Source organism: Actinomycetospora callitridis (genome assembly GCF_028737265.1).
In the GTDB taxonomy this organism is placed as follows: Bacteria; Actinomycetota; Actinomycetes; order Mycobacteriales; family Pseudonocardiaceae; genus Actinomycetospora; species Actinomycetospora callitridis.
In genome coordinates this window covers 1,096,315-1,118,966 of record NZ_JAQZAK010000002.1, presented here as the reverse complement: position 1 = coordinate 1,118,966, position 22,652 = coordinate 1,096,315, and the positions used below count along the sequence as shown (strand labels likewise).

Genomic DNA, 22,652 nt, shown 5'->3' with positions numbered 1-22,652 from the left:
CACCCCAGATCGTGCCCTGTGGGGCCAGGGCCACCTGAGCAGAAGTGGCAGCTAAGCGACCCCCTGGTGGGAGTGGTCGCGTTCGCCTGGTCGTTCCTCGCAGTTGGTCGCTCCGCTTCCGGTCCGCCCGGTTCCAGCGGTCATGGCCGCGGCCCACCCGACTCGCCTGCGGGTCAGCACCCTGCCCCACTCGCCAAGCACGAGTTCGAGGACACGACGTGAGCTGCGCACTAACGAGCTGCCGCTGGACCGGGACGTAGTTCGAATTCGGTTCATGACCGTTCCCCGGAACGCGCCCGATGCTGCTCACGTCCGGAGGACACAGGCGCGCTCGCACCGTCGGCCACCGGATGTTCCGCTCGGTGGCAATCGGAGATGAGCGGTTTACAGGGCCTGTGCGCGGCCCCGACCCTGGTCGCACACCGCTGCGAGGCGCCCCGGCGGGGGCGCGATGTCCACTGCGGCGGGCGGTGCGACCTCGGGAGGCCGCGATCATGTCCGAGGGCAGCTTCACCACGACGGCCGTGGCCGCCGCCACCACGGCGGACTGGGTCGATCCCAGGGCGATGCTCCGTGATCCTTTCGACACCTACGATCGGCTGCGTGAGCAGGGCTCGGTGGTCTGGGTGCCGGCCCTTGAGCGCTATCTCGTCACCGGGTTCGCGGCCTGCCGTGCCGTCGAAGCCGATCAGGCCACGTTCTCGGCCGATGTGGGCGGCAGTGGCGCGACGATGGCGCGTGCGCTCGGCGCGAAGCCCATGCTGCGCAAGGATGACCCCGGGCACGCGGTGGAACGGGCGCCGATCAATCCGGGCCTGCGGGCGAAGAGCATCCGCGCGTCCTGGGGGCCGCGCTTCGAGCGCAACGCGCAGATTCACCTCGACGTCCTTCGCGAACGCGGGCCGAAGCAGGCCGAGCTGAACCGCGACTACGCGGCACCGGTGGCCGCGCGGAATCTCGTCGATGTGCTTGGGTTCCGCGAGGCCACCCCCGAGGAGATGCAGCGGTGGTCCCACGCCTTCATCGCCGGGATCGGGAATCTGGCCGATGACCCCGGAATCTGGGCTCGTTGCGACGACGCTCAGCGGGAAGTCGACGAGCACCTCGACGTGTTGCTCCCGCACCTGCTGCGCCACCCGGACACCTCGATGACCTCGGCGCTGGCCAACGCCGGTCTCCCCGAGGCTGCGGTGCGGGCAAATGTGAAACTCACGATCTCGGGCGGGATGAACGAGCCGCAGCACATGATTACCAACATGGTGTGGGCGCTGAGCCGGCACCCCGAGCAGCGTGACCGCGTCCTGGCTGACCCGTCGCTGTGGCCGGTCGCGTTCGACGAGGCGCTGAGGTGGCTGTCCCCGATCGGGATGTACCCCCGCGAGACCACCCGGGCGACCGTGCTCGACGGCGTCGAGCTGCCTCGCGGCGCGACACTGGGTGTGGTGATCGTCGCCGCCAACCGCGACCCCGCCGCGTTCGAGCACCCCGAGCGCTTCGACATCGCCCGCTCGCAGCGGGCGCACCTGGGGTTCGGAAGCGGCGTTCACCTCTGCCCCGGACACTGGGCCGCCCGCATCGCTGTTGGCGAGATCGCCGTACCGCGGGTCTACGAGGCTCTGCAGGGTCTCCGGACCGACACTCGTCGCGACGAGGCGTGGTTCGGCTGGGTGTTCAGGGGCCTGACCGACCTCCCGGTCACCTGGGGGCCGTCTTGACGCGGCGAGGTCGCGCTCTCCGCCGCGGTCCCGAGACGCCTCGTGGTCGGAGCCAATCCGAGGCCGGCTGGGTTCATCCCGCCCGCAGCCGCCGGCCCTCCTGATCGTCGCGTTCGTGCGGTCGTATGCCGCGGCCAGCATCGGGCCTCGGTCCGACGAGCAATCGCGTCCTCAGCGGGGCGGATCGGTACTTCGGGGGCTCGCTCTGAGCCGGCTGCTTCACCTGAAGTTGGGTTCGCTGCCCCCCTGCCGCAGATGTACTTGGCCTCGCGGCTTGCGGTGGCGCATCGAGCGGCACGCAGTGGGCCACCCTCCCTAAGGGCCTACGTCTTCGGACAGGTCCCGGCGCCGGGGGCCGCGAGACCACCCCGCATCCACGTTCTTGGCGCGTCGTCGGGTCCGACCACGGTGATCGCCGTTCAGTGCTGCGCAAGCCCGGTGAGGCCGACTCCATCGTCGCTGAGTTCGGGCAGGAGACTGCGGACCGATACACGCGCAGCGGTCTTCTTGCTGTGCAGCAGCGCCGACTCGATGCCGCGATGCGTTCGATGCGGGTCCTCGGCATCGACGACGATGCGGTGGAACGGACGCCCCAGGAGGAAGACGACCATGACGTGTGAACCTCGGCGGACGCTCCAAGAGCTGGCGGCGTTCACCGATCCTCCAGGAGCCGACGCAAAGCCGCCAGGGCCACCAGGCGCTGGGGCAGGGAAGGCGGGGGCTCGAGGCGCCGGCGTCGTCCCGGGTCATCACGCGCGACCCCACGATCAGCTCGAAGGGCACATCGAGCCCCCACGAGCAGGCCGCAACTCGGTCGAGTCCCGAGAACTGCACCCGGAGCCCCTTCGGTGTCACCACGAGGCTGGTCGCCATCGGCACCTCACTCCTGAGCGAGAGCAGGCGCGTCAACGCCCCCTGCGAGGTCAACCCCGGGGCTGGGAGGGCGACGAGATGTCACCCTGTCGCCGTAGGACGCCTCGGAGTTACCGATACTGAACACCGGCAGGACGAGTTCGTTCGTCTGTTGGTGTCTGGGGTGCCCCTGGTTTCGCGGAGTCGGGCCGCTGGAAGCTTCAGGCCACGACGATCTTGTTCTGGTTCTCGAACTCTATCGGGGACTACCATCCCCGAGCGCTGCGGCGGCGTCGGTTGTGCCAGATCTCGAGGTACTCGGAGATCGGATCGAGCTGCGGTGGTAGAGGCCGCGCGACGGTCCGTCAGCTTCGCTATGCGGAGGCTCTCAGGGGCTCGAGGGCGGCTAGGACGAGGTCGAGGCCGAAGATGAACTCCTCTGCCGGGTCGTATCCAGCAGCGACGAGCGCCGCGGCGGACTCGTTGAGGTAGGGGAACTCGTCAGGAGGAAGCTGGGGCAGGAAGACGCCCTCGGTCATGTCCGCGAGCTCATCGGCGGTGTCGAACGGCAGGCTGGCTTCCTGCAGGGCGAACCCGTAGACGTAGCTGTCGAGCAACCAGTTGGCGTGCGTCGCCATCAAGACCGGGAAGCCAGCCCTCCGCAGGCAGGCCGTGACCGCCTCGTGGTGGCGGAGGTTCGCGGGCCCCGGCGATGTCCGCGACTCCAGCAGGCCGATCGCCCACGGGTGGCGTGCGAGAACCTGTCGGGCGGATACCGCCCGCCGTCGCATCGCCGACTGCCAGTCGGTCTCCTCGGGCGGGAGCTCGATCTCCTCGAACACGACGTCGATCATGGCGTCCAGCAGCTCCTCCTTGCTCGCCACGTAGTGGTAGAGCGACATCGCGCCCGCGTCGAGCGCGCCAGCCAGCCGGCGCATGCTCAGCCCGTCGACCCCCTCGCGGTCGGCGAGCCGGACCGCCTCGACCACCACCCGCTGCTTGCTCAGGCCCGCGTCCGACGCGACCTGGCGTTGCTTCCTCACCGACACGGGTCTCCTCGCTCCCTCGACGGCTTGACGATCGTACAGCGTACGGCCCATAGTACGGCGTACGACGTACACCGTACGACGCCAGCGAGGGTCCACCTCGGACATGGGGAGCTTCTGTGGGAACCGACCAAGGACCGGATGCCGGAGCACGCCTGGTGCCGGGGGCGAGCCCGGCCCGGGCGGCGACGATGCGGGCCGTCGTCCACCACCGCTACGGCCTGCCCTCAGTGCTCGAGTCGTCCGAGGTCGGGCTACCGCTGCCCGGTCGAGGCGATGTGCTCGTCCAGGTGGGCGCGGCGTCAGTACATCCCGGCGACTACTTCGTCATGACCGGTGAGCCGCACGTGTTGCGTCTGGCGTTCGGGCTCCGCCGGCCGCGCCACGGCACCCCTGGCAGGGACCTCGCCGGCGTGGTGGCAGCGGTCGGGAAGGATGTCACCGCTCTCCGCCCCGGCGACGAGGTGTTCGGCTGGAGCACCGCTGGAACGCTCGCGGAGTACGCCTGCGTCCCGGCGGACAACCTCGTGTCCGTCCCCGCCAACCTGTCGGTCGTGGACGCGGCAGCGGTCCCCACGTCGGCCATGGCGGCGTTGCAGGCAGTGCGCGACATCGCGAACGTTCGACCGGGCCAGACGGTGCTGGTCACGGGCGCGGCGGGCGGCGTGGGCTCCTTCGCCGTACAGATCGCCAAGGCGTTCGGCGCCGAGGTGACCGGTGTGTGCAGCACCCGCAACGTCGACCTGGTCCGGTCGCTCGGTGCCCACCACGTCGTCGACTACACGAAGACCGACTTCACCCGCACCGAGAAGCGCTACGACGTCATCCTCGACAACGTGGAAGCCCAGCCCCTGGCGGCTGTCCGCCGAGCGCTGACACCCACCGGCACCCTCATCCCCAACAGCGGACGCGGCGGCCGCTGGCTCGGCCCCCTCGGTCGGATCGTCAAAGCGCGCGTGCTGTCCGGGTTCACCCGTCAGCAGTTGAGGCCTTTCCTGTCGGTCGAGAAGCGCCAGGACCTGCTCACCCTGGCCGACCTGCTCGCGACCGGGCAAGTCACGCCGGTCATCGACCGCACCTACCCCCTCGACGAAGCAGCCGACGCCCTCCGCCACGTCGGGGCCGGCCACACCCGAGGGAAGGTCGTCGTCACCGTCTGACGACCGGACCGACGAGAACGACCCACCCGTACATGTGCACGTCCTGACCTGCCGCTACTCCGTCGGACGGACCGCTCCTCTCGCAAGGAAGAACCGATGACCATCCGAACGAACACCCGAACCTGCTCGACAACCCGCCATCCGACTGAGACGAAGGAGTAACGACGTGAGAACCCAGACAGCAGAACTCACCGCGCCAGAGAACCGGCAGGTCCGGGTCCAGGCGAAGCTCGCGGCATGGACCGCAGCGGCGACGACGGGGACCACCCCGCTCCGAGAGCGGGTCGTCGGCGCGGCGGCGATCGCGCTCGCAGCGTCGGTGACGATCCAGAACGCGGTGCTGGTCGGAGCGCCCACCTTCGGGGACCCGATCGAAGAGGTGCTCGCCTTCCACGTGGAGAACCGGGTCGCGGTCGCGATCGCGGTCGGCCAGGAGGCGCTGAACCTGCCGCTGCTGCTCGGGTTCCTGACCGGTCTCCACGGGCTCGTCGGACGTCGCGGGGGTGCGGGCGCGGACTGGTCGCGCCTCGCGGTGGCCGCAGGCGCAACTCTCTCGGCGGTCTTCGCGCTCTCCACCGTGCTGTGGATCGGAGTCGTGCTGTCCGCCGGCGAGCTCGCCGAGCCGAGCCCGGCGTTCGAGCTCGCCTGGCAGCTGCATGCAGCAGCGTTCGCGCTGGCGCTGCCGGCGCTCGGCACCACCCTCATCTGCGCTGCGCTGGCGGCTCATACGAGCCGGCTGACGCCGCCGTGGCAGCGTCTGCTCGGCGTGGCCGGGGGAGGCCTGTTGCTCGCCGCCGGGGCGGCCAACCTCGCGATCGCGGACGGCTCGGCGCTCCTGTTCGTGGGGCTGCCCGGCTTCGCCGCCTGGCTCGTGTGGCTGCTTGCGACCGGCGTACGGCTGGTGCGCGCTCGAACAGCCGACCGTCCTGACAACGCATCTACCTTCGACGAGTAGGAATGATGGGTACCGAGATCAAGGCAGCCGCGATTGCCGCAGCGCTTGGGGCGTTCGCCGAGGGTGCGATCGCCGATGCCGAGCTCGAGGGGGCGGTAGTGGGCGTCCTCTCGGCAGCAGCGGCGGGCCTCGCCCTCCTGCTGGGCGGCAAGGCGGTCGAGCGCTCGCCTTGAGGCCGCCGCTCGGTCGGTGGCGGGATAGCTGATGGCCGGCGCGCTCGTCACGCCGCCGCGGTCGCATCGGCGCACCGACAGCGAGCGGCGCCGATCGGCACTGGCCCGGTCGGAGAGCAAGGGGTGACGCTGTAGCGCTACTGCCGCCTCCGTCCTCGGCTACCGGCGGTTGATCATGGCCTGAGCAAGTACGAGCGTTCCCACACTTCTCCCCCACGGAATGATGGGCGAGGGCCCACCCGAGGCAGCCATGCTCGGAACCAGGCCGCCGGCGTCCGCCCAGCTCAGCGGACGAAGCGCTCACCGACGGCAAGGCGCCGGAACGAGCCCAACAGGTCCCGTCACTTCCTGAGCCGCCGGCTCGGTGACATGAGTCAATGCCTCAAGCCGCCCTGCGGGCCCCGTGGTGCGGGTCGTGGTGCGAAACGGCGGCTACCGTAGGCCCGTGGTGCGGTTGGAGTGCCAGCGAGGCACGGTTGAGACGTTGCCGAGCGGATAACTGCGGGTCTCCCTCTTCGCCGGATGGGACCCTGTCACCGGCAGTCGGATGTACCTGCGTGAGCTCATCCCTCCCGGCCCCAGGGCCGCCCGTGAAGCAGAGAAGGCTGCGCGTTCGGGCCAACTCGAGTTGTGCTCGTTCGCTGCTCGACCGCCGTCCTGACAGAGGCCCGGCAGAAGGTGGCGGTGCAACGGCCGCAGCAAAGGGCGCCGCCGCCGACTCACGGGACGTCGGGCACCGCCCGACGGCCGCCCTGATCGCCGCGCCGAAGCCGACACTGCCGACGGCGGGTACGCGCCCGCCCAGCACGGGCCACGTGAGGTTAGGGGAGGCCGGTACCCGGTGATCTCGATCCAGCCACGGGCATCAGCGCCGCGTCGACGATGTCGGCGACCCCGACGAATCCGAGCCGGGCGTAGAGCCGGTTGCTCGTCGGGTTGGCGAGGTCGGTGAACAGCAGGACCTCCTCGTCGCCCCGCGCGAGGGCGATCCGTGCGGCGGCCGCGGTGACCGCCGCCCCGTAGCCCCGGCCGCGGTGCGCGGGTGGCGTGTACACCGGGGCGATGCGGGAGGATCGCATGAGGCTCGGGCTCACCGCGGCGTAGGCGACCGGCTCACCGTCCGGCACCGCGACCGCAATACGTCCCTCGTCGACGGCCGCGTCGAGCGGCGCGCGGTCTGGGGGCGGGTCGTTGGGGACTGCCTCGTCGCGGAACGCCTGCAGCCACGCCCAGAGGAGGTTCCGCTCCGCGTCACCGGCGATCCGGGTCGGCGCAGGGTTGCCCGGGGATCGTAGGACGTCGAGGCGGTGCAGTCGCTCCGCGACAATGACCTCGGGGACCGCGCCCCAAGCCTGGGCCAGGTGCTCGACCGTGTCCGACGGCCCCAATATCCGCTCGGGGCGTGGACGGCCCACGGTCCAGGCGGCGGCGGCCTCCGCCGACATCGTCGACACCAGTGGCCGGTACGGCGGGGTGTGGACGATCAGCCCCGACACCCCGTCGCCGGGGTCCCACCACGCTAGCTCCGGCGGACCGGAGTAGGCGCCCGTACTCCGCGTACGCAGCGTGTCGACGATCGAGAGCACGATCGTCGAGGTCACCCGGTGCGCTCGGAGGTAGGGCTCCGTCGCGCGCCAGAACTCCTCCACGTTCTCCTTGACCGTCCACCCCATCTGCGCAGTGTGCCGAGGCGGTCGAGGAGTTGCGCGTGGCTACGACGCGCGGCGACTAGGGCGCCTTGGGCCGACCAGTACCGGCGGTGGGTGACGAGCGGAGCCCAGACGCTGAACGCACCGAACGTTCCCGCCAGCGGCCACCCAACGCCGGTACGGGCCTCGGCCCGCTCTCACGGGCGCCTCGGTGAGCCGGTCGCCGTAGCGGATAGCGGTGTACTGGCTGCGGCATCGAAGCGTGGATCAGCTCGTCGAGGCGCCCATGGATGGCCTGACCGGCACGTTGCCGGCTCACAGCGTTGTGACTGGTCGCTGATCTGGTGTGCTTCGTTCATCCCTGGTCAGGGGCGATCCTCACCACGTACGAGCGATCGAACTCCCCGCGTCAGCGAGCCGATCACCGCTTCTCTGTCCGGCGGTCAATCGAAGCGCAGGTCGTGCGCCGCTGCCTCAGCTCCAAGGGTGAGCGGTCGGTCGCGTCGCTCGCCGGCGACCACAAGATCGGCACGCCCGTCGAGGACCGTGCGGAGCCGTCGATGGTCAGGGGCTCGAGCTCGACCTAGGCTCCATCCACCGGTTGCCTGGCGAGCTCGCCGAGTCGGCGGAGGGCGGCGTGCGCGCCGGCGTCCTCGGCGGCGCGCATCGCGTCGGTGGCCCACGCTGCGCAGCGGGGATCGCCGCGGGCGGCGGCGAGCTCGACCCGTGCCCATCGGGCCTCGTGCCGGCCGAGCCCGGGCCCGGTCCGCAGCGCGTGGGTTGTGTAGGTCTCGGCGTCGGCGAGGTCCCCTCGGACGACGGCGACCAGGGCGGACCGTGCGGCGGCCCAGCAGGCGAACAGGGTCAGCGTGTCGCCGGCGACGGCGGCCGAGTCGGCGAAGGCGGCGGCAGCGGCGTCGAGGTCGCCGCGGGTCTGGAGCGCGATTCCCAGGGCCCGGTGTGCCGTGGCCGTCCAGCCGCGGTGTCCGGCGGCGCGGGCGATTCGCAGGGCCTCGCGCGCGTCGGCTTCGGCGTCGTCGACCCGGCCGAGCGCTGAGAGGGCCTCGGATCTATGCCACAACGCGTACGCCTGGCCTTCGGGGTGGCCGAGCTCGCGGGCGAGCCCCAACGCGGCGTCGGTCTCGGTGAGACCTTCGGACGGGCGGGCGGCGAAGACCAGGCCGTGCCCGCAGGTCGAGCGCGGTGTGATCACCCGCAGTAGGTCGCCGGAGTCGGCGAAGAGTTGCGCGGCCCGGGCGAAGAGGGCGACGCCGTCGCGGATGCGCCCGTCGAGGAAGGTGGCCATCGCCCGGCCGTCGAGGATGCGGGCGATGCCGCGCCCGTCACCGAGCTCCCGGTAGAGCCCGAGGGCCTCCTCCGCGCGGATACGGGCGCGGTCGTGGAGCTGGAGGTTCATGTCCAGAATGGCGGCGGTCTCCAGCGCAGTCGCTCGCTCCGCGGGCTCGTCGCGGGCCTCGACCAGGGCGAGCTCGGCCAGCTCGGCGGCGCGGCGCAGATCTCGGGCGCCGGAGGTCAGCATGGCGAGGCGGGCCATCCGGTGCGCTCGGCCGGGTGCATCCTTGGCGAGGGCGTCGTGGAGGTCGGCGAGCGCGCCGTCGAGGTCGCCGAGGGCTGAGCGCGACTGCGCGCGTACGTCGAGCAGCTCGACCCGGACCGTCCGCCGCGGGTGCAGTCCCAGCCCGACTGTGGCGAGCTCGCGGGCTTCCCGGAAAGCGTGCTGGTCAAGCGCCCGCTCCGCCGCGCGCAGGTACGCGCGGGCTGCTGCGGCGCCGTCGCCGGCCTCGCGGTGATGGCCGGCCACCTCGGCGTCCTCCGCGCCGTCGGCTTCCAGCGCGGCGGCGAGCAGCCCGTGCAGGCGGCCGCGCTCACCGATGACGAGCGTGGCGTCGACGGTCTCGCCCACGAGGTCGTGCGCGGGCGCCCAGCCGGACTCGCCGATACGCAACAGCCCGACGCGAGCGAGCGCCGAGAGCTCCGCGAGCGTCGCCCGCGGATCGGCGCCCGCCGCGGCGGCCAGCGTGCGCGCGGGAACCTCCCTCCCCGACAGCGCCACCAGCGTGAGCAGGTCTGCGCCGGCGGGGTTGAGCCGGCGGACGCGGCGGGCGATCGAGCGTCGCTGCCCGTCCCGTCCGAGCGAAACCGCGATCGGCGCGGCGTCGGCGGTACCCAGCACACCGCGGGTGGTGAGCTCGCGCAGGACCTCGATGACAGCGAACGGCGTGCCGTCGGTCGATGTCCGCAACGCCCGGGCCAGCTCCGGATCGTCGACCAGCCCATCGATGGCCGCAGCGGGTAGCGGGCCGAGCGGGATCTCGGTGACCGCGCGGTCGCCGGTGATCTCGCCGAGAGCGGCCGGGTCGAGCTCGTCGGGCCGGAAGGCGAGCACTGCGGCCACCGTAGTGACGCGGGCCAGGAGGGAGCCGATCAGGGTGACGCTGCTGGGATCGGCCCACTGGAGATCGTCGACGACCAGCACCGCACCCTCGGTGCTCGCTGCCTCGAACACCCGCACGGTCGCGCCCAGGACCAGCGCCCGGCGGCTCTCACCGTCAACTGCGGCCGGGGGCCGGCCCTCGATCTCGGGCAGCAACCAGCTCAGAGCGTCCCGCATCCGGGGCGGGAGGCTCCCGGCCACGGTCACGTCGAGAGCCACAGCCTCGGCCACCAGGGTGCGCGCCAGCGCCCACGTCTCCGCCCGCTCCGAGGAGAACGCCCGCGCCGCCACCACGGGGATCGGCGAGCTCCGCAGCGCCTCCGCAACCAGGCGGGACTTCCCGGACCCCGCCGGCCCGGGCACGACGACGACGCTGCGCTCGGCGACCCCGGAGCGCAGAGCGGCGACCTCCTCGTCGCGTCCTGCGAAGGCGAGCCCCTCGAAGGTCGCCGTCGGTGTCGGACGTGACGTGCGGACTCTGCCCGGCTCCGCGCGCAGCAGCGCCGTCCGCAGGGCCTCGAGCGGCGGCGAGGGGTCCAGCCCGAGCTGGTCGGCGAGCCGTCGTCGGAACCGGGCGATCGTGTCCAGCGCCCCGACCCGGTCACCCGCCGCGTCGCGGGCCCGTGCCAAGAGGTGAACGGCGTCCTCCCGGAGGGGCTCCGCGGCCACCGCCTCGGCTGCGGTGGCGGTGGCCGCCCGGGCGTCGCCGAGGGTCAGGGCCGCCTCGGTGGCCAGCTCACAAGCATCGACGCGGTCGCGGCGAAGTCGTTCGCGGGGTTCGCGCGCCCAGTCTGCGTAGGTGTCCTCGACCAGAGGCTCGCCCCACATCGCCAACGCGGTCGTGGCCGCGTGGAGCACCGTGGCCGCGTCGTGTGCGGTCCTCGCCGCCCGCAGCGCGGCGTCGAACTCGTCGAGGTCGCAGGAGACCTCGCCCAGCGCGTAGCCCGACGTCCCGGTCGTGATGGCGCCGGGATCGCCAAGTGCCCGCCGCGCCCGGTTGACGAGCACGTTGAGGTTGGCGACCGGGTCCGCCGGCGGCCGGTCTGGCCAGAGGGCCTCGACCAGCACGTCGTGCGGTACCAGGTTCGGGCGGGCCACGGCGAGCACGCGCAGCAGCGAGCGCACCTTGCGACCGCCGAACGCGCCCGGCGGAACCTCGTTGCCCTCCCGGCGCACTTGGAAGCGCCCGAGCAGCTGGAGGTGCACCTGCGGCACGGCCACAGTGTCGTCCGCCGCCATGGAACCGCAAGGTCCCGCTCCTAGCCTCCTCGTATCCGATCCCCGACGACAGACGGAGGACGTCATGGGCGTCAGCTACGAGCAGCAGGACTTCGCGAACCCCACCGAGACGCGGCAATTCCCGCACGGCCGGGTCGACATCGTGCGCATCGGCGGAGCCGAGACCGGCCGGCTCACCCTCGAACCCGGCTGGCGGTGGTCGAACGACGTCCGACCGCTCGGGGGCACCGAGCTGTGCGAGGCCCCGCACTTCCAAAACCACCTCGACGGCACCCTGCGGATTCGCATGATCGACGGCGAGGAGTTCGACGCCACACGAGGGCAGGTCACCGCTCTGCCCTCAGGCCACGACGCCTGGGTGGTCGGCGACACCCCGGTGGTCGTCGTGGACTGGTGGGGCGCGTCGAACTACGCGCGGACGTGAACGCCGTGACGGGCGTCCGGCCGCTCGATGCGGTGGCCCGCTTCCAGACCGCCTTCGCAGCCCAAGACCTCGACGGCATCATGGCCGCGATGACGCCGGACTGCGTCTTCGACGACACCACGCCCCCCGACGGCGTCCGGCACGAGGGCGCCGATCATGTGCGAGCCGCCTGGGAGCAACTATTCCGCAGATCCCCGGACGGTGCGTTCCACACCGAGGAGCTCATCGAGGCCTCGGATCGGGTCGTCGTGTGCTGGCGCTATGACTGGGGCACCGGGCACGTGCGGGGCGTCGACGTCTTCACCGTCCGGGACGGTCTGGTCGCCGAGAAGCGCGCCTACGTCAAGGGCTGAACGCGCCCGGATCGCGCAACAGGGTCGCCTTCTGATCGATCCCCTCCTCCGTGCGACGGGCCGATCACCGGTTTCTACATCAGCTACCTCAAGACGCCGCCGCGTCCGGCCGCCACCAGAAGCGACGTTGCGTCGCGAGAAGCATTGACTGCTCCTTCTTCTCCGCGCTGAACGAGGCGCGGGCGTGCTCTCCGACAGCCGGACCTGGATACGGGATCATCGAGGGTTTAGCTCCCCGGAACGGTCGGCACCGAGTCGTTCCCGGGGTGGCCCGCCGTCGCCGTATCAGCCCACATTCTGATGGCCTCACTCCGTCAACCCCCCTTTCAGGGCATTCTCGTTCTTGATCCGCGCGCGCTGCGGACGTCGCGGCAGGTCCAGGGGCGCATCGCCGACGGTTACCGCGTGGCGTCCCGGGTCTGGCCATGGTCGATCCCGATCCCGATCCCGAACGGAGCGGCCCGGGCGCATTTCGCTGTCGCCGGCGCCGCCTTCAGCCGGGGGATGCCCGCCGACGCCGCGCGCCACTTCCAGCTCGCAGCCACGCTCTCCGGCGACGGGCACGAGCTGCGCCGGCACCCGGCCCGCCCGGGCATGTGCCGCGCACGCCCACTGGCTGCTCGGAGACGAACACGCGGCCTTGGCGAGCTGCCGCGACGCCATCGCGCTCGCCCGGGAGATCGACCACCCCTACAGCCTCGCCGCGGCCCCTGGCCCATGCCGCGATCCCACACCACCTGCGCCGAGACGTTCCCGCGATGACCGCCGCCGTTGCCGAGGCGCGCGACTTGTGCGACCGGTACGGCTTCGCGTACTACCGCGAATAGTGCTGATCCTCGACGGATGGGCACGACGCGACGCCTCGGGCGCAACGACCCCCCAGCGGGGCATCGGCAACCTTCGGGCGGAAGGCGCGCTGAACCGGATGCCGTACTGGCTCTCGCTGCTCGCAGACCTGTTGCAGCGCTGCGCGGACGACCTCGCGCGTCGCCGCGTTCGCCCCGTCACCGGCTGAGTGAACGGTGCGCGAGCGCACGGGACCCTCCGTTCGCGTTCCCTGGAGTTCACGGAAGGACAGACCGTGACGATCAAACTGTTCCCGGCGCCCCCGCCCATCCGCGGCGACGCCGCGACCCGATCATCCTGGTCCGGGGTCCCGCTGACGCGCTGCCCGCCATTGGCCGCGTCCTCGGCGACCGCGCGCCGGAGCACTAGCAGCCGAAGCGGGGCGCTCGCCGCCCCGCATCCCCAGGCGCGGTGGTGACGGGCTCGGGGTGGCCGGAGGCCAAGCCGGGAGGCCGGACTGTGGGCGGGGGCAAGCCGGTATGACTGAACGCTGATCTTCGTGGCCCGCGTGCACACCTGCCGCGTCCGAGGCAGACGGTTGCGGACACAGTGTCAACGCCGTCACGATCGGGAAACCGCACGGACACGATGCGCCGGGACCGATCGTGTCCTCACCGCCCGCCGGTCCCTGTGAGGCGCTCGCCGAGCCAGCGGAACGGGCGGAGCCGCCCATACACCTGCAGACGGTGCTGGTCGGCCCGGACATCCGTCGACGGGACGACCCATGTCCATCCTCGACCGCAGGGGCGCCATCGCGCAGCTCGGCGTCGTTGCCGCCCTGGTCGCCGGCGCGTGCGGCGCGACCGGCGTCGCCGCACCGCCGCTCCCTCCTCCTCCGGTACCGCCCGGGGCTCCCGCGTCGGCACCGGCAGCGCCCGGCGCCGCCGTGACCTCTCCGGCGGCCCTCCCGTCCGGGACCCTCGCGGCCCCGGCAGAGCCCTGGGACACCATCGCCCGGTGCGAGACCGGCGGCGACTGGCACGCCGACACCGGCAACGGCCACCACGGCGGGCTGCAGCTCAGCCCCCGCACGTGGTCCGCGTACGGGGGCGGCCAGTTCGCCCCGCAGGCCGACGACGCGAGCCGTGAGCAGCAGATCCTCGTCGGCGACCGGGTCCGGGCCGAGCAGGGCTGGCAGGCCTGGTCGAACTGCGCCGACGACATCGCACCGAGGTGACGGTCGTCGCGACCGAGCGGCGTGATCAGGCCGGCTTGGCCGTGGCTGTACTCACGTATCGCTCGAGCACCTGGCGCGCCTCATAGATCGTCCGGGCGCTGCCCCACTGGTCGCATTCGAGGGTGGTGTGCGTCCAGCCGCCGGGCGACAGGCCGGTTCGCCACGGACGCCGCTCGTGGCGGTCCGCACCCGGGAGAACACGATCTTCGCGGGGAACAGGTCGTGGACAACAGCGGCGTCAACTTCGGGCGTGGAGTAGGTCAACGTGGCCCGCCGCCGGGAGTCGCTGACAGAGACGGCATGCGAGCCGTGAGCAGCAGCTCATCGTTTGCGACCGGGTGCGGGCCGAGCAGGTCGGAACGCCCGGTCGAACTGCGCCGACGAGGTCCCACCGAGGTGACGAATCGTCGCGGCCGGGCGGCCCGGTTCGGCCCTGACCACCTCGTTCGGTGTTCGGTGTCGATCTGCACGCGTCGATCTGGAGTGATGCAGCGAGGGCGCCCCCTGCGCCTGATGGGACGCCCCCGTCAGCTGCCCCACCAGCTCGAGAACCCGAGAAGAGGGCCGGCGGGGTGAGCCGGACGAGACGGTGGAGGCCTGGCCGAGAAGCACCCGCGCCCGCCCGGAGCGCGTTCGATCCCGGGACCCCCGAGGCGGCCACTCGTGGGGAACCTTCTCGACCCACCGCGTGGCCGCATGATCCGCACGATGACGGAGCCGGCACTGCGCTACGGGCCGATGATGCAGCTGGAGATCCTCGGGGCGCCGCGCGCTACGTCACCTCCGGCCTGACGATGTTCGACGACCTCTGCGACGAGTCCCGCTTCGCGAAGTTCGTCGCCACGCCCCAGAGCACCCTGGGTAGCGCACTGCCGACCCGGGGGCTGTTCACCTCCGAGTCCGGCGATCCCCTGTGGAAGAGCGTCCACGACATCCTCCTGCCGGCATTCTCGATGCGCTCTATCCGGCTACACGCTGCTGATGGTCGACGTCGCCGACCAGATGATGCTCAAGTGGGAACGCTTGAACCCGGGCGAGCCCGTCGACGTCACCGAGCCGGCGGCCGGACCGACTCGGTGATGCCGAGACCGTCCATCTCACGCCGTGCGGCATGACATCCCTCGGTCGTAGTCGTCGGGGCCCGAGCCAGCCCTCGGTCGTCGGCCCGATGGGTGCTCCTGGGCGGAGTCGTCAGCGAGTGCCGCAGAGGCTCGTGAGGCGGAGTGGCCAACCGGGCGCGCCGGGATGCCGCACCGCGCCCGGCATGTCAGCAGCGGGCGCGGCGCGGCAGGCTCATGACCCAACGGGTGGGGCGAAGAACTCCAGGGCGATGCCATCAGGGTCGCGGAACGCGAGGCCCGAGCCGTACGGCGCATCCTTGACCGCACCGTGCTCAACGCCCAGTTCATCGAGCCTACGGGACCACTTCTCGAGCTCGGTCCGGTCGGCGCAGCCGAAGGCCACGTGGTCGAGGCCGACCTGGAACTCGCTGAAGGGCGCGGGAGAGGCCGCACGTCGGTGCTGGTGGAGGCCGAGCAGGGTGCCGTTGCCGAGCAGGTAGACGGTGTGGTGCATGTCGGGCTCGGTGTCCTCGTCGATCACCGGCCGGGCATCGAGGAGGGCTTCGTACCAAGGGATGCTCACGTCCAGGTCGCGCACCGTCAGCGCCACGTGAGTCAGCGGCGGGAAATCGGACATCGTTCTACTCCTTCGTAGGTGTTTAGAGTCGACTCCGATGGTGTGCGGGCAGCGAGGAAACCCCATGACCAAGAAGCCGCCGGAGCTAGCCGGAGCCCCCGGGCTGCCGCGATGAGCTACGCCCTGTCCTCGACGCTCGATCACCTGCGCCTGGAAGGGGCGCTGTTCTTCCGTTCGGAGCTCACCGAGCCGTTCGAGTTCGAATCCAGTCCGCTCGCCCTCGCCGACGCGCTGGTGCCCGGGGCCAGCCGATTGATCCCCCCGCGCAGCCGGACGCTGTTCCGGACGCGGACGCATGCTCTGGCGAACGGCGACGGAGCGCCCGGCTCGGTCCCGCGGCAGCTCCTGGCCTGGTCAGGCTGACCGGAGCGTCGAGCTCATCCGGTCGCCCGACGCTGTCCGTCGATCTTCCAGATGCTGTTGACGAAGACCATCCGGAACACCGTGCGCTCGTCGACCTCGCGCCCGTTCGCGTAGCGGTAGGTGACGGTGGCATCGACCTCGTCGCCGCCCGAGGGCGAGACGCCCCGCACCGTCACCTGGGACATCGAGCCCCAGAACGCGCGATAGTTGTCGAAACCACCCGCTGTGGACCGCTGGAAGGATGGCGTGAGGCGCTGCCAGCCCTCGTCGAGCCGGTTCGGCAGCAGGCCGTAGTAGTTGACCAGGGCCTGCTGGCGGGCCTGGTCGTCCGGGCTGCCGGACAGCGCCACAGGGCCGTCCGACCCGCCGGTGTCGTCGGCTCCGTCGGTGCCGCTCCCGGCGGCCTGCGTCGACGCGCTCCCGCTCCCGGCGTCGGGTGCCGCGGTGTTGCCCGGCACCGAGGCCCCCGGCTGGTCGCCAGTCGTGCCGAGCAGGGCCGCGACCACGATCACCGCGACCACGGCGACGATCGCCGTGGCCGCCGCGACCCACGGCCAGCGACGACCGCGTGCGGGCGCGCCGTCCGGCGAGCTGTCGACCTCCTCCGGGGCGCTCACCGGCGCGGTCATGGCCGGTCCCGTCTCCCGGGCGCGGGCCGGCAGGGCCGCGACGGATCGGGCTGCGTGCACGTCACGGCGCCGTGGTGCGTTGGGGGCGCTGGTCGACGCGGTGAGCGGGATGGCCGAGGCGGCGAACGCCGGCGGCGCGGCCGGGACGGTGCCGGGGCGCGTGCCGGGAGGCGGTCCGGCCGGGGCCCCGGGAGGCACCGAGGGGGGCGCCGAGGGCGGCACCGACGGCGGTCCGGGGGCCGGAGCCGGGGCCGCGTTGGGTGCCGGCGGAGACGTCGTGGCCGACACCGGCGACGACACGGGTCGCCCCGCGGCCGAACCGTCGGACGCGGCATCCGGACCCGGCCTCGTCAGGAACGGCGTGATCGGCCCCTCGGTCCCGGACCAGACGAGACGGGCGAGCTCGTCGCGGGCCTGGTGCATGTCGGGACGCTGGGCCGGTTCGGCTCGGAGCAGGCGCTCGACGAGCGGTGTGATTGGCCCGCGGGGGGTGGGCGGGGCGTAGTCGCCGGAGGCGACGCGGTGCAGGACGGCGAGGGGGTTGTCCCCGCTCCCGAACGGCGGCGCGCCCTCGAGGGCGGCGTAGAGCGTTGAGCCCAGCGAGTAGACGTCGGAGCGGAAGTCGGCGTGCGCACCGCGGGCGACCTCGGGCGCCAGGTAGGCCGGGGTCCCGGCCATCATCCCCGTCGATGTGATCGTGACGTCGTCGACGGCCCGGGCGATGCCGAAGTCGGTGACCTTGGCCCGGCCGTCGGCGGCGAGCAGGACGTTGCCGGGCTTGACGTCGCGGTGGACGATCCCGGCGTCGTGCGCCGCGGCGAGCGCGGCGGCTACCTGGCGGCCGACGCGGGCGACCCGCTCGGGGCCCAGCGCTCCGTCGGCGACCAGCACCTCGGCGAGGCTGCGCGAGGCCAGGTATTCCATGACCAGCCACGGTCCGCCGTCGTGCTCGACGACGTCGAAGACCGTGATCGCGTGCGGGTGGTGCAGCCGGGCGATCATCCGGGCCTCGCGGAAGACGCGGCGGTGGGCCTGGTCGCGGGCCTCGTCGTCGGCCCCGGCCGGCAACCACACCTGCTTGAGCGCGACCTCCCGGCGCAGCCGCTCGTCCTCGGCCCGCCACACGACGCCCATCGCACCCTGCCCGACGCGCGTCCGGACGCGGTAGCGCTCAGCGATCAGCTCGCCCTCGTCCGCCACCCCGCCACTCCTCGCCTCATCACCCCGTCCTTGCCAGGAGGCTGCCCGAGACCAGCGACAAGCATGTAGCGGTTGGATGGGGGAGTGGGCTGGACGCGTTTTGCGCCTCGTAGCTCGTCGTTCTCGATGCCGACGACGGTGATTGACCGCGGAGGACGGCGGGGTCGTGGGCCGGTTCGGGCCGTTAGTCGCGCCCGCGGGGCAAGGTCCGCGGGATGTGGTTCGGCGACGGCCGCCAGGGTCAGGGCGGGCTCGTGTCCCACAACCGCGAGCACGCTGAAGAGATGGGCGCACGCGTCAGTGCGGACAACGAATCGATCTCCATCGAGCGCGTCGGGGTCTTCAGCCGAGGACGCCGCCTCGGTACTTGTGGTTGACTTCCGTGTGCGGCGCGGCTATTCGTCGCTCGAGCGCCCGCCGGAGTCGTCACTACGTCCGGCGTCGGTGTCGGTTGACGCGCCGTCCCGCGAGGAGCCTTGGTGTGAGCCGGGGTCCTCGGATGCGCCGCGAGGGGACGTGTCGCGCGACGAGGTGCGCCCGCTGGGCTCCACGCGGTGATCAGATGCCGAGTTCTCCTCGTATTGTCGCCGGTGCGACGTCCTGTCCGACGATGTCCGGTGGCTAGTCCCGACGTGCGGAGACGACTTCTCGGACGCGGGTCGGTGCGACATGTCGGACTGCGAGGTGCTGCGTTCAGGATCCGAGGGGCCCGGCGAGCTGCGTTCGGACGAAGGACCGTCATCGGATTCTTCGCGGTCTGATTCGTCGTTCGGTGACGTGTGTTGCTGGATCGTTGGCGTGTGCTCAGTGACGTCCCGGTCGGACCCGTTCCGAGCCGAGCTCTCGGACGCCCCGTTCGCCGCGCCGGACGGCGTCGAGCGAGGTTCGTCATGCGAGGGACCGATCGACTGGCGCACCGCGGTGGGGGTGTCGTCCCGAGATGGGCCCGTGCGGTCCGGGTGCGCGGCAGCGCGTCCGTGGTCGATGCGCCACGCAGCGAACCGCACCCTACTCAGTGGCGCGATGACCCGGTCCCGGTGCAGGCCGACCTTGAGGTAGCTCTGCTGGCCCGGGTAGAGCGTGCCGCCGCGGGGGTGGTGGTCGTCGACGACGGACCGGCCGTCGCGCCAGACGCTGACGCCGGCCTTCCGCGGGTCGGCCGAGAAGCGCACCAGGACACGCAGCTGGGTCCACTCACCGATGGGCGCAGGCCCGAGGGTGCGGGTGAAGGTCCGCGGGCCCGACGGGTGGCCCTCGCCACCGTGCAGGACGAGCTCACCGCCGCTCACCCGAAGGTCGAGCGGCGCCTGCCCCGGACTGTCGTTCTCCCAACGGGCGATGACTTGGCGAACCGTGGAGCCCCCGGCGAATTCGCCGTCCAGCCGTACCGAGAAGGTGACGTCGTGCTGGTCTCCTTCGTGCACGGCGGGCAGGGTGGGCTCGAGCTCGCTGCGCTGTCCGCGCCCGGTGAGCTCGAAGGACACCTCGTCGTCGTTCACCTGGGGCGGCATGGCTCCGACGGTGTTCCACGACGTTCCCAGGAAGGCACGCGGGCCGTCGGCACGCCACACCGCCGACGCCGGGGCTTCCGCCAACACCGGAGGGAAAGCCGGGGGTTCCGTCGGCACGGCCGGCGCGAGGGCCGGCGCGAGGGCCGGCACCGCGGCGGACTCGACAGGCTCCTCGGTGGCCGGGGGCGGCACCGTGGGCACGGGTAGCACGCCAGCTCCGGCGCCCGGTGCCTCTGACGGTCCGCCGGGACGAGCTCCCGGCGGGAGGTGCGATGCCTCGCGGGACCAGGGCGTCGTGCTGGCGATGGCGACCCCGCCCGCGAGAGCACCGATGGCTACCAGGGAGACCGCCCGGGCTCGCGCCACACCCGGCGGCCGACGGTGCGAGCGCACCCCTCCGGAGGTGTGCAGCGTCGGGCGCGTTCCAGCGCCTGTGTCGCGATGGCGTCCCATGGTCGTGCCGGCGACCCCCTGCTCCCTGGAGTGTTACGCGACAGGCGTTGCCGGGCGGTCGATGTGGAAACGCCCTACCCGCGAGCTTGGTGCTCACGATCCAGCAGGTTGCGACGCCTGCGAACAGTCAGACCACCAGGTCCTCCGGGCGCCGGCTCCGCTCGAGGTGTCGGGAGCTGCCCACCGAAGGCCGCAGGAGGCGAGCTGGTGGCGTCCTCAGCAGTGACCCGATGGCACGGGCGCTGTTCGGCGGCCCGACATGCACGACATACGCTGAGTCATCGGGCCGCCGTGATCGCCCGCTTGCGCGGGGCGGGCCACTGAGAGTGTCGACGTCGAGTGACTCGGCCACTGGTCTGGTGCCGATCACGCTGGCCGACGAGCAGGGGCACGCTGTCCGAAGCCGGGTGGTGTCGGCCGAGGTCGCAGAGCGGGTCGGCTATCTGTTCCTCGGAATGGCTGCGGCTGCGCGAGCCAGAGGTGAGCAGACCGCGTTGGTCGACCTCGATGAGGTCGTGTTGGTCGCCCCCGTCGAGCCAGGCGTTCTTCTGATGCGTGGACGTTGACCGACGCGGACGTCGGGGCGGGCCACCCTCGACCCTGATGGGCGTGCAAGCAACATCTGCATATACATCTGCAGGAATAGCGCTGCGCCCCGAGGTCGATCTCCTGGAGGTGGGCGCCCCGCGCGAGGTCCCAGAAGTGCAGGTTTGTGGCCATACTTCTGTCCCAGGAGCAGCTCCGGGTTCCCGCCGTCCTCGATCATCGACGGAGTGCCCCACTCGGTGCTGATCAGCGTATTCCGGTTGAGGTGCCACCAGGCGTCATAGGCGAGGTACTGGGAGCCCCGGTCGGATTCCCACGGCCCGATGACGTCGAAGGTGGTGTGGTTGAGCAGGGCGATCCCCGGTAGCGCTCAGCCCACAAAGATGCATTTGAACTTGCGGAGCGTCAACCTAACCGGAAGCAACCCGAGGAAGAACGCGAGAGGACCTCCGCGTACCGAGGCCGCGCATGCGCCACCAGGGGACAGGTGTCGAGTGAGCGAACGCTTGACCGTGGCCAGCCCCGGGCTCGTCGAGCGCATGCAGGTTTCGCCGGGGCTAACATTGTCCATCGCGAAGGGCTCCCGCGCGCGGTGCGTGGCTGCGGCTCGCTCCCGCTCCCCCACGCTGGCAGGTGAGCCGGGCGGCCCTGCGGTGCTCTAACCGGCGTTGGCGCCCCAGTTCCTGGTGACGATGACGATCAGGCCGGGTGAGGCGTCCTGGATGCCCTCGAAGCGAGGCAATGTGCGCACCTCGAACTGCACCGCGAGCGACTGGGCGGCGCCCTCCTCGTCGGTGTCCGGGCGGAAGTAGACGGTGCTCTCGGGAATCATGCCGTAGGGGTAGTTGCCGACCTCGGTGACGTTCCAGCCCAGCAGGCGCAGCTCGTCGGCCGCGCGCTGGGCGAGGCCGGTGATCATCGAGTTGTTGTACACGCGGACCGTGACCGCAGGGGCACCGGGCGCACCGCCGGGAGCACCAACGGGAACGGGACCAGGCTGCAGACCACCCACGCCGCCGCCACCGGGAACGGCGCCTGGCACGATCGGGGCGACCACCGGCGGCCCGCCACCCGGCGGTGTGCCAGGCGCCCCGCCGACGGTGCCCGCGGCGCCCGGCGCGCCAACGAGGACGCCACCGAGGGCGCCACCGGAGGCGACGCCCGGCCCAGTCGGCGAGCCTTCCGGCGACCCGCCGCCCGGCAGTGTGCCGGGAGCACCGCCAGGAGCACCGCCAGGAGCACCGCCAGGAGCGCCGCCGGGAGCAGGCGGCAGGCCACCCGCACTGCCGCCACCGGGGCCGCCGGGGCCACCGGCGGGGACGGCGGGCACACCGCCGGGAGCAGAACCGGGGACGGGCCCAGGGACGGGCGGCAGACCACCCACATCGCCGGCACCACCGGGGCCGGCGTCCGGCACGAGCGGCGTGCCCACCGGCGGCCCGCCGCCTCCAGGCTGGACCGCGTCGGGCGGGGGGCCGGGGACTGGGCCGGTCGAGGAGGTCAAGCTGGGCAACGCCACCTGGGGCGAACTGGTCGGTGCCGCCTCGTGGCTCGGCGGGCCCTCGCCGCCGAGCGCGAGCAGGCCCACCACGGCAGCGACACCGGCCACCGCCAGCAGGACGATGCCCGCGATCCGCGTCCGCGAGGCGTCAGCGCTCCCGGGCTCTGTCATGTCCTGCTCCCTCCAGCAACGACCGGGCCAACGGCCCCGCGATTCACCCGGTGGTGGGCCGCGTGCGGGCAGGAGACCATCACCAAGGCGCCATGCCCGGATGCCGCGCCGGATCGGGCGGTGGTCGGCTCACGGGCCACCACCTAAGCGCGGGTGACGCTTACCTACGGCACGCCCTGTTCGGTAATGGCCAGGCGGCGAGCTTCGCCGGCGATGTCGTCAGCAAGCATCAGGACCGGTACACCGAAATCAGACAGTCCCGGAGACATCAAGTCGGAGGTTCAGCGGAGCCCGTTGTGTGGGCAAGACCCTGCGTCGGGACCCTGCTGACGACGAGATCGCCGCAGCGCGGCTGCTGGCCGAGGGGATGTTGCTCGAGACGCTGACCCATCCGCACCTGGTGCGTGGGTACGAGACGGTGCTGACCAGCGAGCGTCCGGGGACGCTGGTGGTGGCGAGCGGACCCGGTCCGGCACCGGCGGCGGCCTGATGCCGGCCGGATAGCGTGACCTTGTGGCGGTGCGCGAGCTGGCCTT

General features: G+C 72.0%; 19 protein-coding genes and 1 pseudogene. 11 read left to right on the top strand and 9 right to left on the bottom strand.

Going from position 1 to position 22,652, the window contains the following annotated elements; translation table 11 throughout:
* Positions 1–494 precede the first annotated feature (494 nt).
* Positions 495–1,715 carry a cytochrome P450 gene (locus tag PH191_RS11365; protein ID WP_274194668.1) on the top strand — a complete coding sequence of 407 codons (1,221 nt, stop codon included), beginning with the start codon at positions 495–497 and terminating at the stop codon, positions 1,713–1,715.
* Positions 1,716–2,134: 419 nt separating this feature from the next.
* Here PH191_RS11365 and PH191_RS11360 read toward each other — a convergent pair whose 3' ends face one another.
* Both PH191_RS11360 and PH191_RS11355 read right to left on the bottom strand, forming a co-directional pair.
* Positions 2,135–2,326 (bottom strand): hypothetical protein, encoded by a 192-nt coding sequence (locus PH191_RS11360; RefSeq protein WP_274194667.1) that lies wholly within the window; start codon positions 2,324–2,326, stop codon positions 2,135–2,137.
* A 615-nt stretch (positions 2,327–2,941) separates the two neighbouring features.
* Positions 2,942–3,721: a TetR/AcrR family transcriptional regulator gene (locus PH191_RS11355; protein WP_274194666.1), complete on the bottom strand. Its 780-nt coding sequence runs from the start codon at positions 3,719–3,721 to the stop codon at positions 2,942–2,944.
* A gap of 83 nt (positions 3,722–3,804) precedes the next feature.
* On the opposite strand from PH191_RS11355, the gene PH191_RS11350 reads away from it, so the two are divergent.
* The 3 genes from PH191_RS11350 (at position 3,805) to PH191_RS11340 (ending at position 5,901) form a co-directional block, all read left to right on the top strand.
* Entirely contained in the window at positions 3,805–4,773 is a 969-nt protein-coding gene (locus PH191_RS11350; protein ID WP_274194726.1) for an NAD(P)-dependent alcohol dehydrogenase, read from the top strand.
* Between the two features lie 166 nt (positions 4,774–4,939).
* Positions 4,940–5,728, top strand: a complete 789-nt coding sequence (locus tag PH191_RS11345) for a hypothetical protein (RefSeq protein WP_274194665.1) — start codon at positions 4,940–4,942, stop codon at positions 5,726–5,728.
* Between the two features lie 2 nt (positions 5,729–5,730).
* Complete coding sequence (locus PH191_RS11340; RefSeq protein ID WP_274194664.1) at positions 5,731–5,901, top strand: hypothetical protein; 171 nt, start codon at positions 5,731–5,733, stop codon at positions 5,899–5,901.
* A gap of 821 nt (positions 5,902–6,722) precedes the next feature.
* Here the strand turns inward: PH191_RS11340 and PH191_RS11335 are convergent.
* On the bottom strand, positions 6,723–7,574 hold the full coding sequence (locus tag PH191_RS11335) for a GNAT family N-acetyltransferase (protein ID WP_274194663.1): 852 nt from the start codon (positions 7,572–7,574) through the stop codon (positions 6,723–6,725).
* Between the two features lie 559 nt (positions 7,575–8,133).
* The gene (locus tag PH191_RS11330) at positions 8,134–11,244 is read right to left on the bottom strand and encodes an ATP-binding protein (protein WP_274194662.1); all 3,111 of its coding nucleotides are present in this window, start codon (positions 11,242–11,244) and stop codon (positions 8,134–8,136) included.
* Between the two features lie 64 nt (positions 11,245–11,308).
* Here PH191_RS11330 and PH191_RS11325 point away from each other — a divergent pair, with 64 nt between their 5' ends.
* The 4 genes from PH191_RS11325 (at position 11,309) to PH191_RS11310 (ending at position 14,044) form a co-directional block, all read left to right on the top strand.
* Entirely contained in the window at positions 11,309–11,668 is a 360-nt protein-coding gene (locus tag PH191_RS11325) for a cupin domain-containing protein (protein ID WP_274194661.1), read from the top strand.
* A 5-nt stretch (positions 11,669–11,673) separates the two neighbouring features.
* The gene (locus PH191_RS11320) at positions 11,674–12,021 is read left to right on the top strand and encodes a nuclear transport factor 2 family protein (RefSeq protein ID WP_274194660.1); all 348 of its coding nucleotides are present in this window, start codon (positions 11,674–11,676) and stop codon (positions 12,019–12,021) included.
* An 826-nt stretch (positions 12,022–12,847) separates the two neighbouring features.
* Positions 12,848–13,036: a hypothetical protein gene (locus tag PH191_RS11315; protein ID WP_274194659.1), complete on the top strand. Its 189-nt coding sequence runs from the start codon at positions 12,848–12,850 to the stop codon at positions 13,034–13,036.
* Between the two features lie 555 nt (positions 13,037–13,591).
* On the top strand, positions 13,592–14,044 hold the full coding sequence (locus tag PH191_RS11310; protein WP_274194658.1) for a transglycosylase family protein: 453 nt from the start codon (positions 13,592–13,594) through the stop codon (positions 14,042–14,044).
* Positions 14,045–15,337: 1,293 nt separating this feature from the next.
* On the opposite strand, the gene PH191_RS11305 is transcribed toward PH191_RS11310, so the two are convergent.
* Positions 15,338–15,742, bottom strand: a complete 405-nt coding sequence (locus PH191_RS11305; RefSeq protein ID WP_274194657.1) for a VOC family protein — start codon at positions 15,740–15,742, stop codon at positions 15,338–15,340.
* A gap of 111 nt (positions 15,743–15,853) precedes the next feature.
* Here PH191_RS11305 and PH191_RS11300 point away from each other — a divergent pair, with 111 nt between their 5' ends.
* Entirely contained in the window at positions 15,854–16,105 is a 252-nt protein-coding gene (locus PH191_RS11300; RefSeq protein WP_274194656.1) for a hypothetical protein, read from the top strand.
* 14 nt (positions 16,106–16,119) lie between these two features.
* On the opposite strand, the gene PH191_RS11295 is transcribed toward PH191_RS11300, so the two are convergent.
* Positions 16,120–17,934, bottom strand: a complete 1,815-nt coding sequence (locus tag PH191_RS11295; protein WP_274194655.1) for a serine/threonine-protein kinase — start codon at positions 17,932–17,934, stop codon at positions 16,120–16,122.
* Between the two features lie 395 nt (positions 17,935–18,329).
* Positions 18,330–19,646, bottom strand: a complete 1,317-nt coding sequence (locus PH191_RS11290; protein WP_274194654.1) for a heparin lyase I family protein — start codon at positions 19,644–19,646, stop codon at positions 18,330–18,332.
* Positions 19,647–20,257: 611 nt separating this feature from the next.
* Between PH191_RS11290 and PH191_RS11285 the strand changes: the two genes are divergently transcribed.
* Positions 20,258–20,464 carry a hypothetical protein gene (locus tag PH191_RS11285; protein ID WP_274194653.1) on the top strand — a complete coding sequence of 69 codons (207 nt, stop codon included), beginning with the start codon at positions 20,258–20,260 and terminating at the stop codon, positions 20,462–20,464.
* A 203-nt stretch (positions 20,465–20,667) separates the two neighbouring features.
* On the opposite strand, the pseudogene PH191_RS11280 reads toward PH191_RS11285, so the two are convergent.
* Positions 20,668–20,769 (bottom strand): annotated as a pseudogene (locus PH191_RS11280) (selenium-binding protein SBP56-related protein); the annotation flags it as partial.
* Between the two features lie 333 nt (positions 20,770–21,102).
* Entirely contained in the window at positions 21,103–22,116 is a 1,014-nt protein-coding gene (locus PH191_RS30075; RefSeq protein ID WP_420791780.1) for a LytR C-terminal domain-containing protein, read from the bottom strand.
* Between the two features lie 298 nt (positions 22,117–22,414).
* Here PH191_RS30075 and PH191_RS11270 point away from each other — a divergent pair, with 298 nt between their 5' ends.
* Positions 22,415–22,606 (top strand): hypothetical protein, encoded by a 192-nt coding sequence (locus PH191_RS11270; RefSeq protein ID WP_274194652.1) that lies wholly within the window; start codon positions 22,415–22,417, stop codon positions 22,604–22,606.
* Positions 22,607–22,652 lie beyond the last annotated feature (46 nt).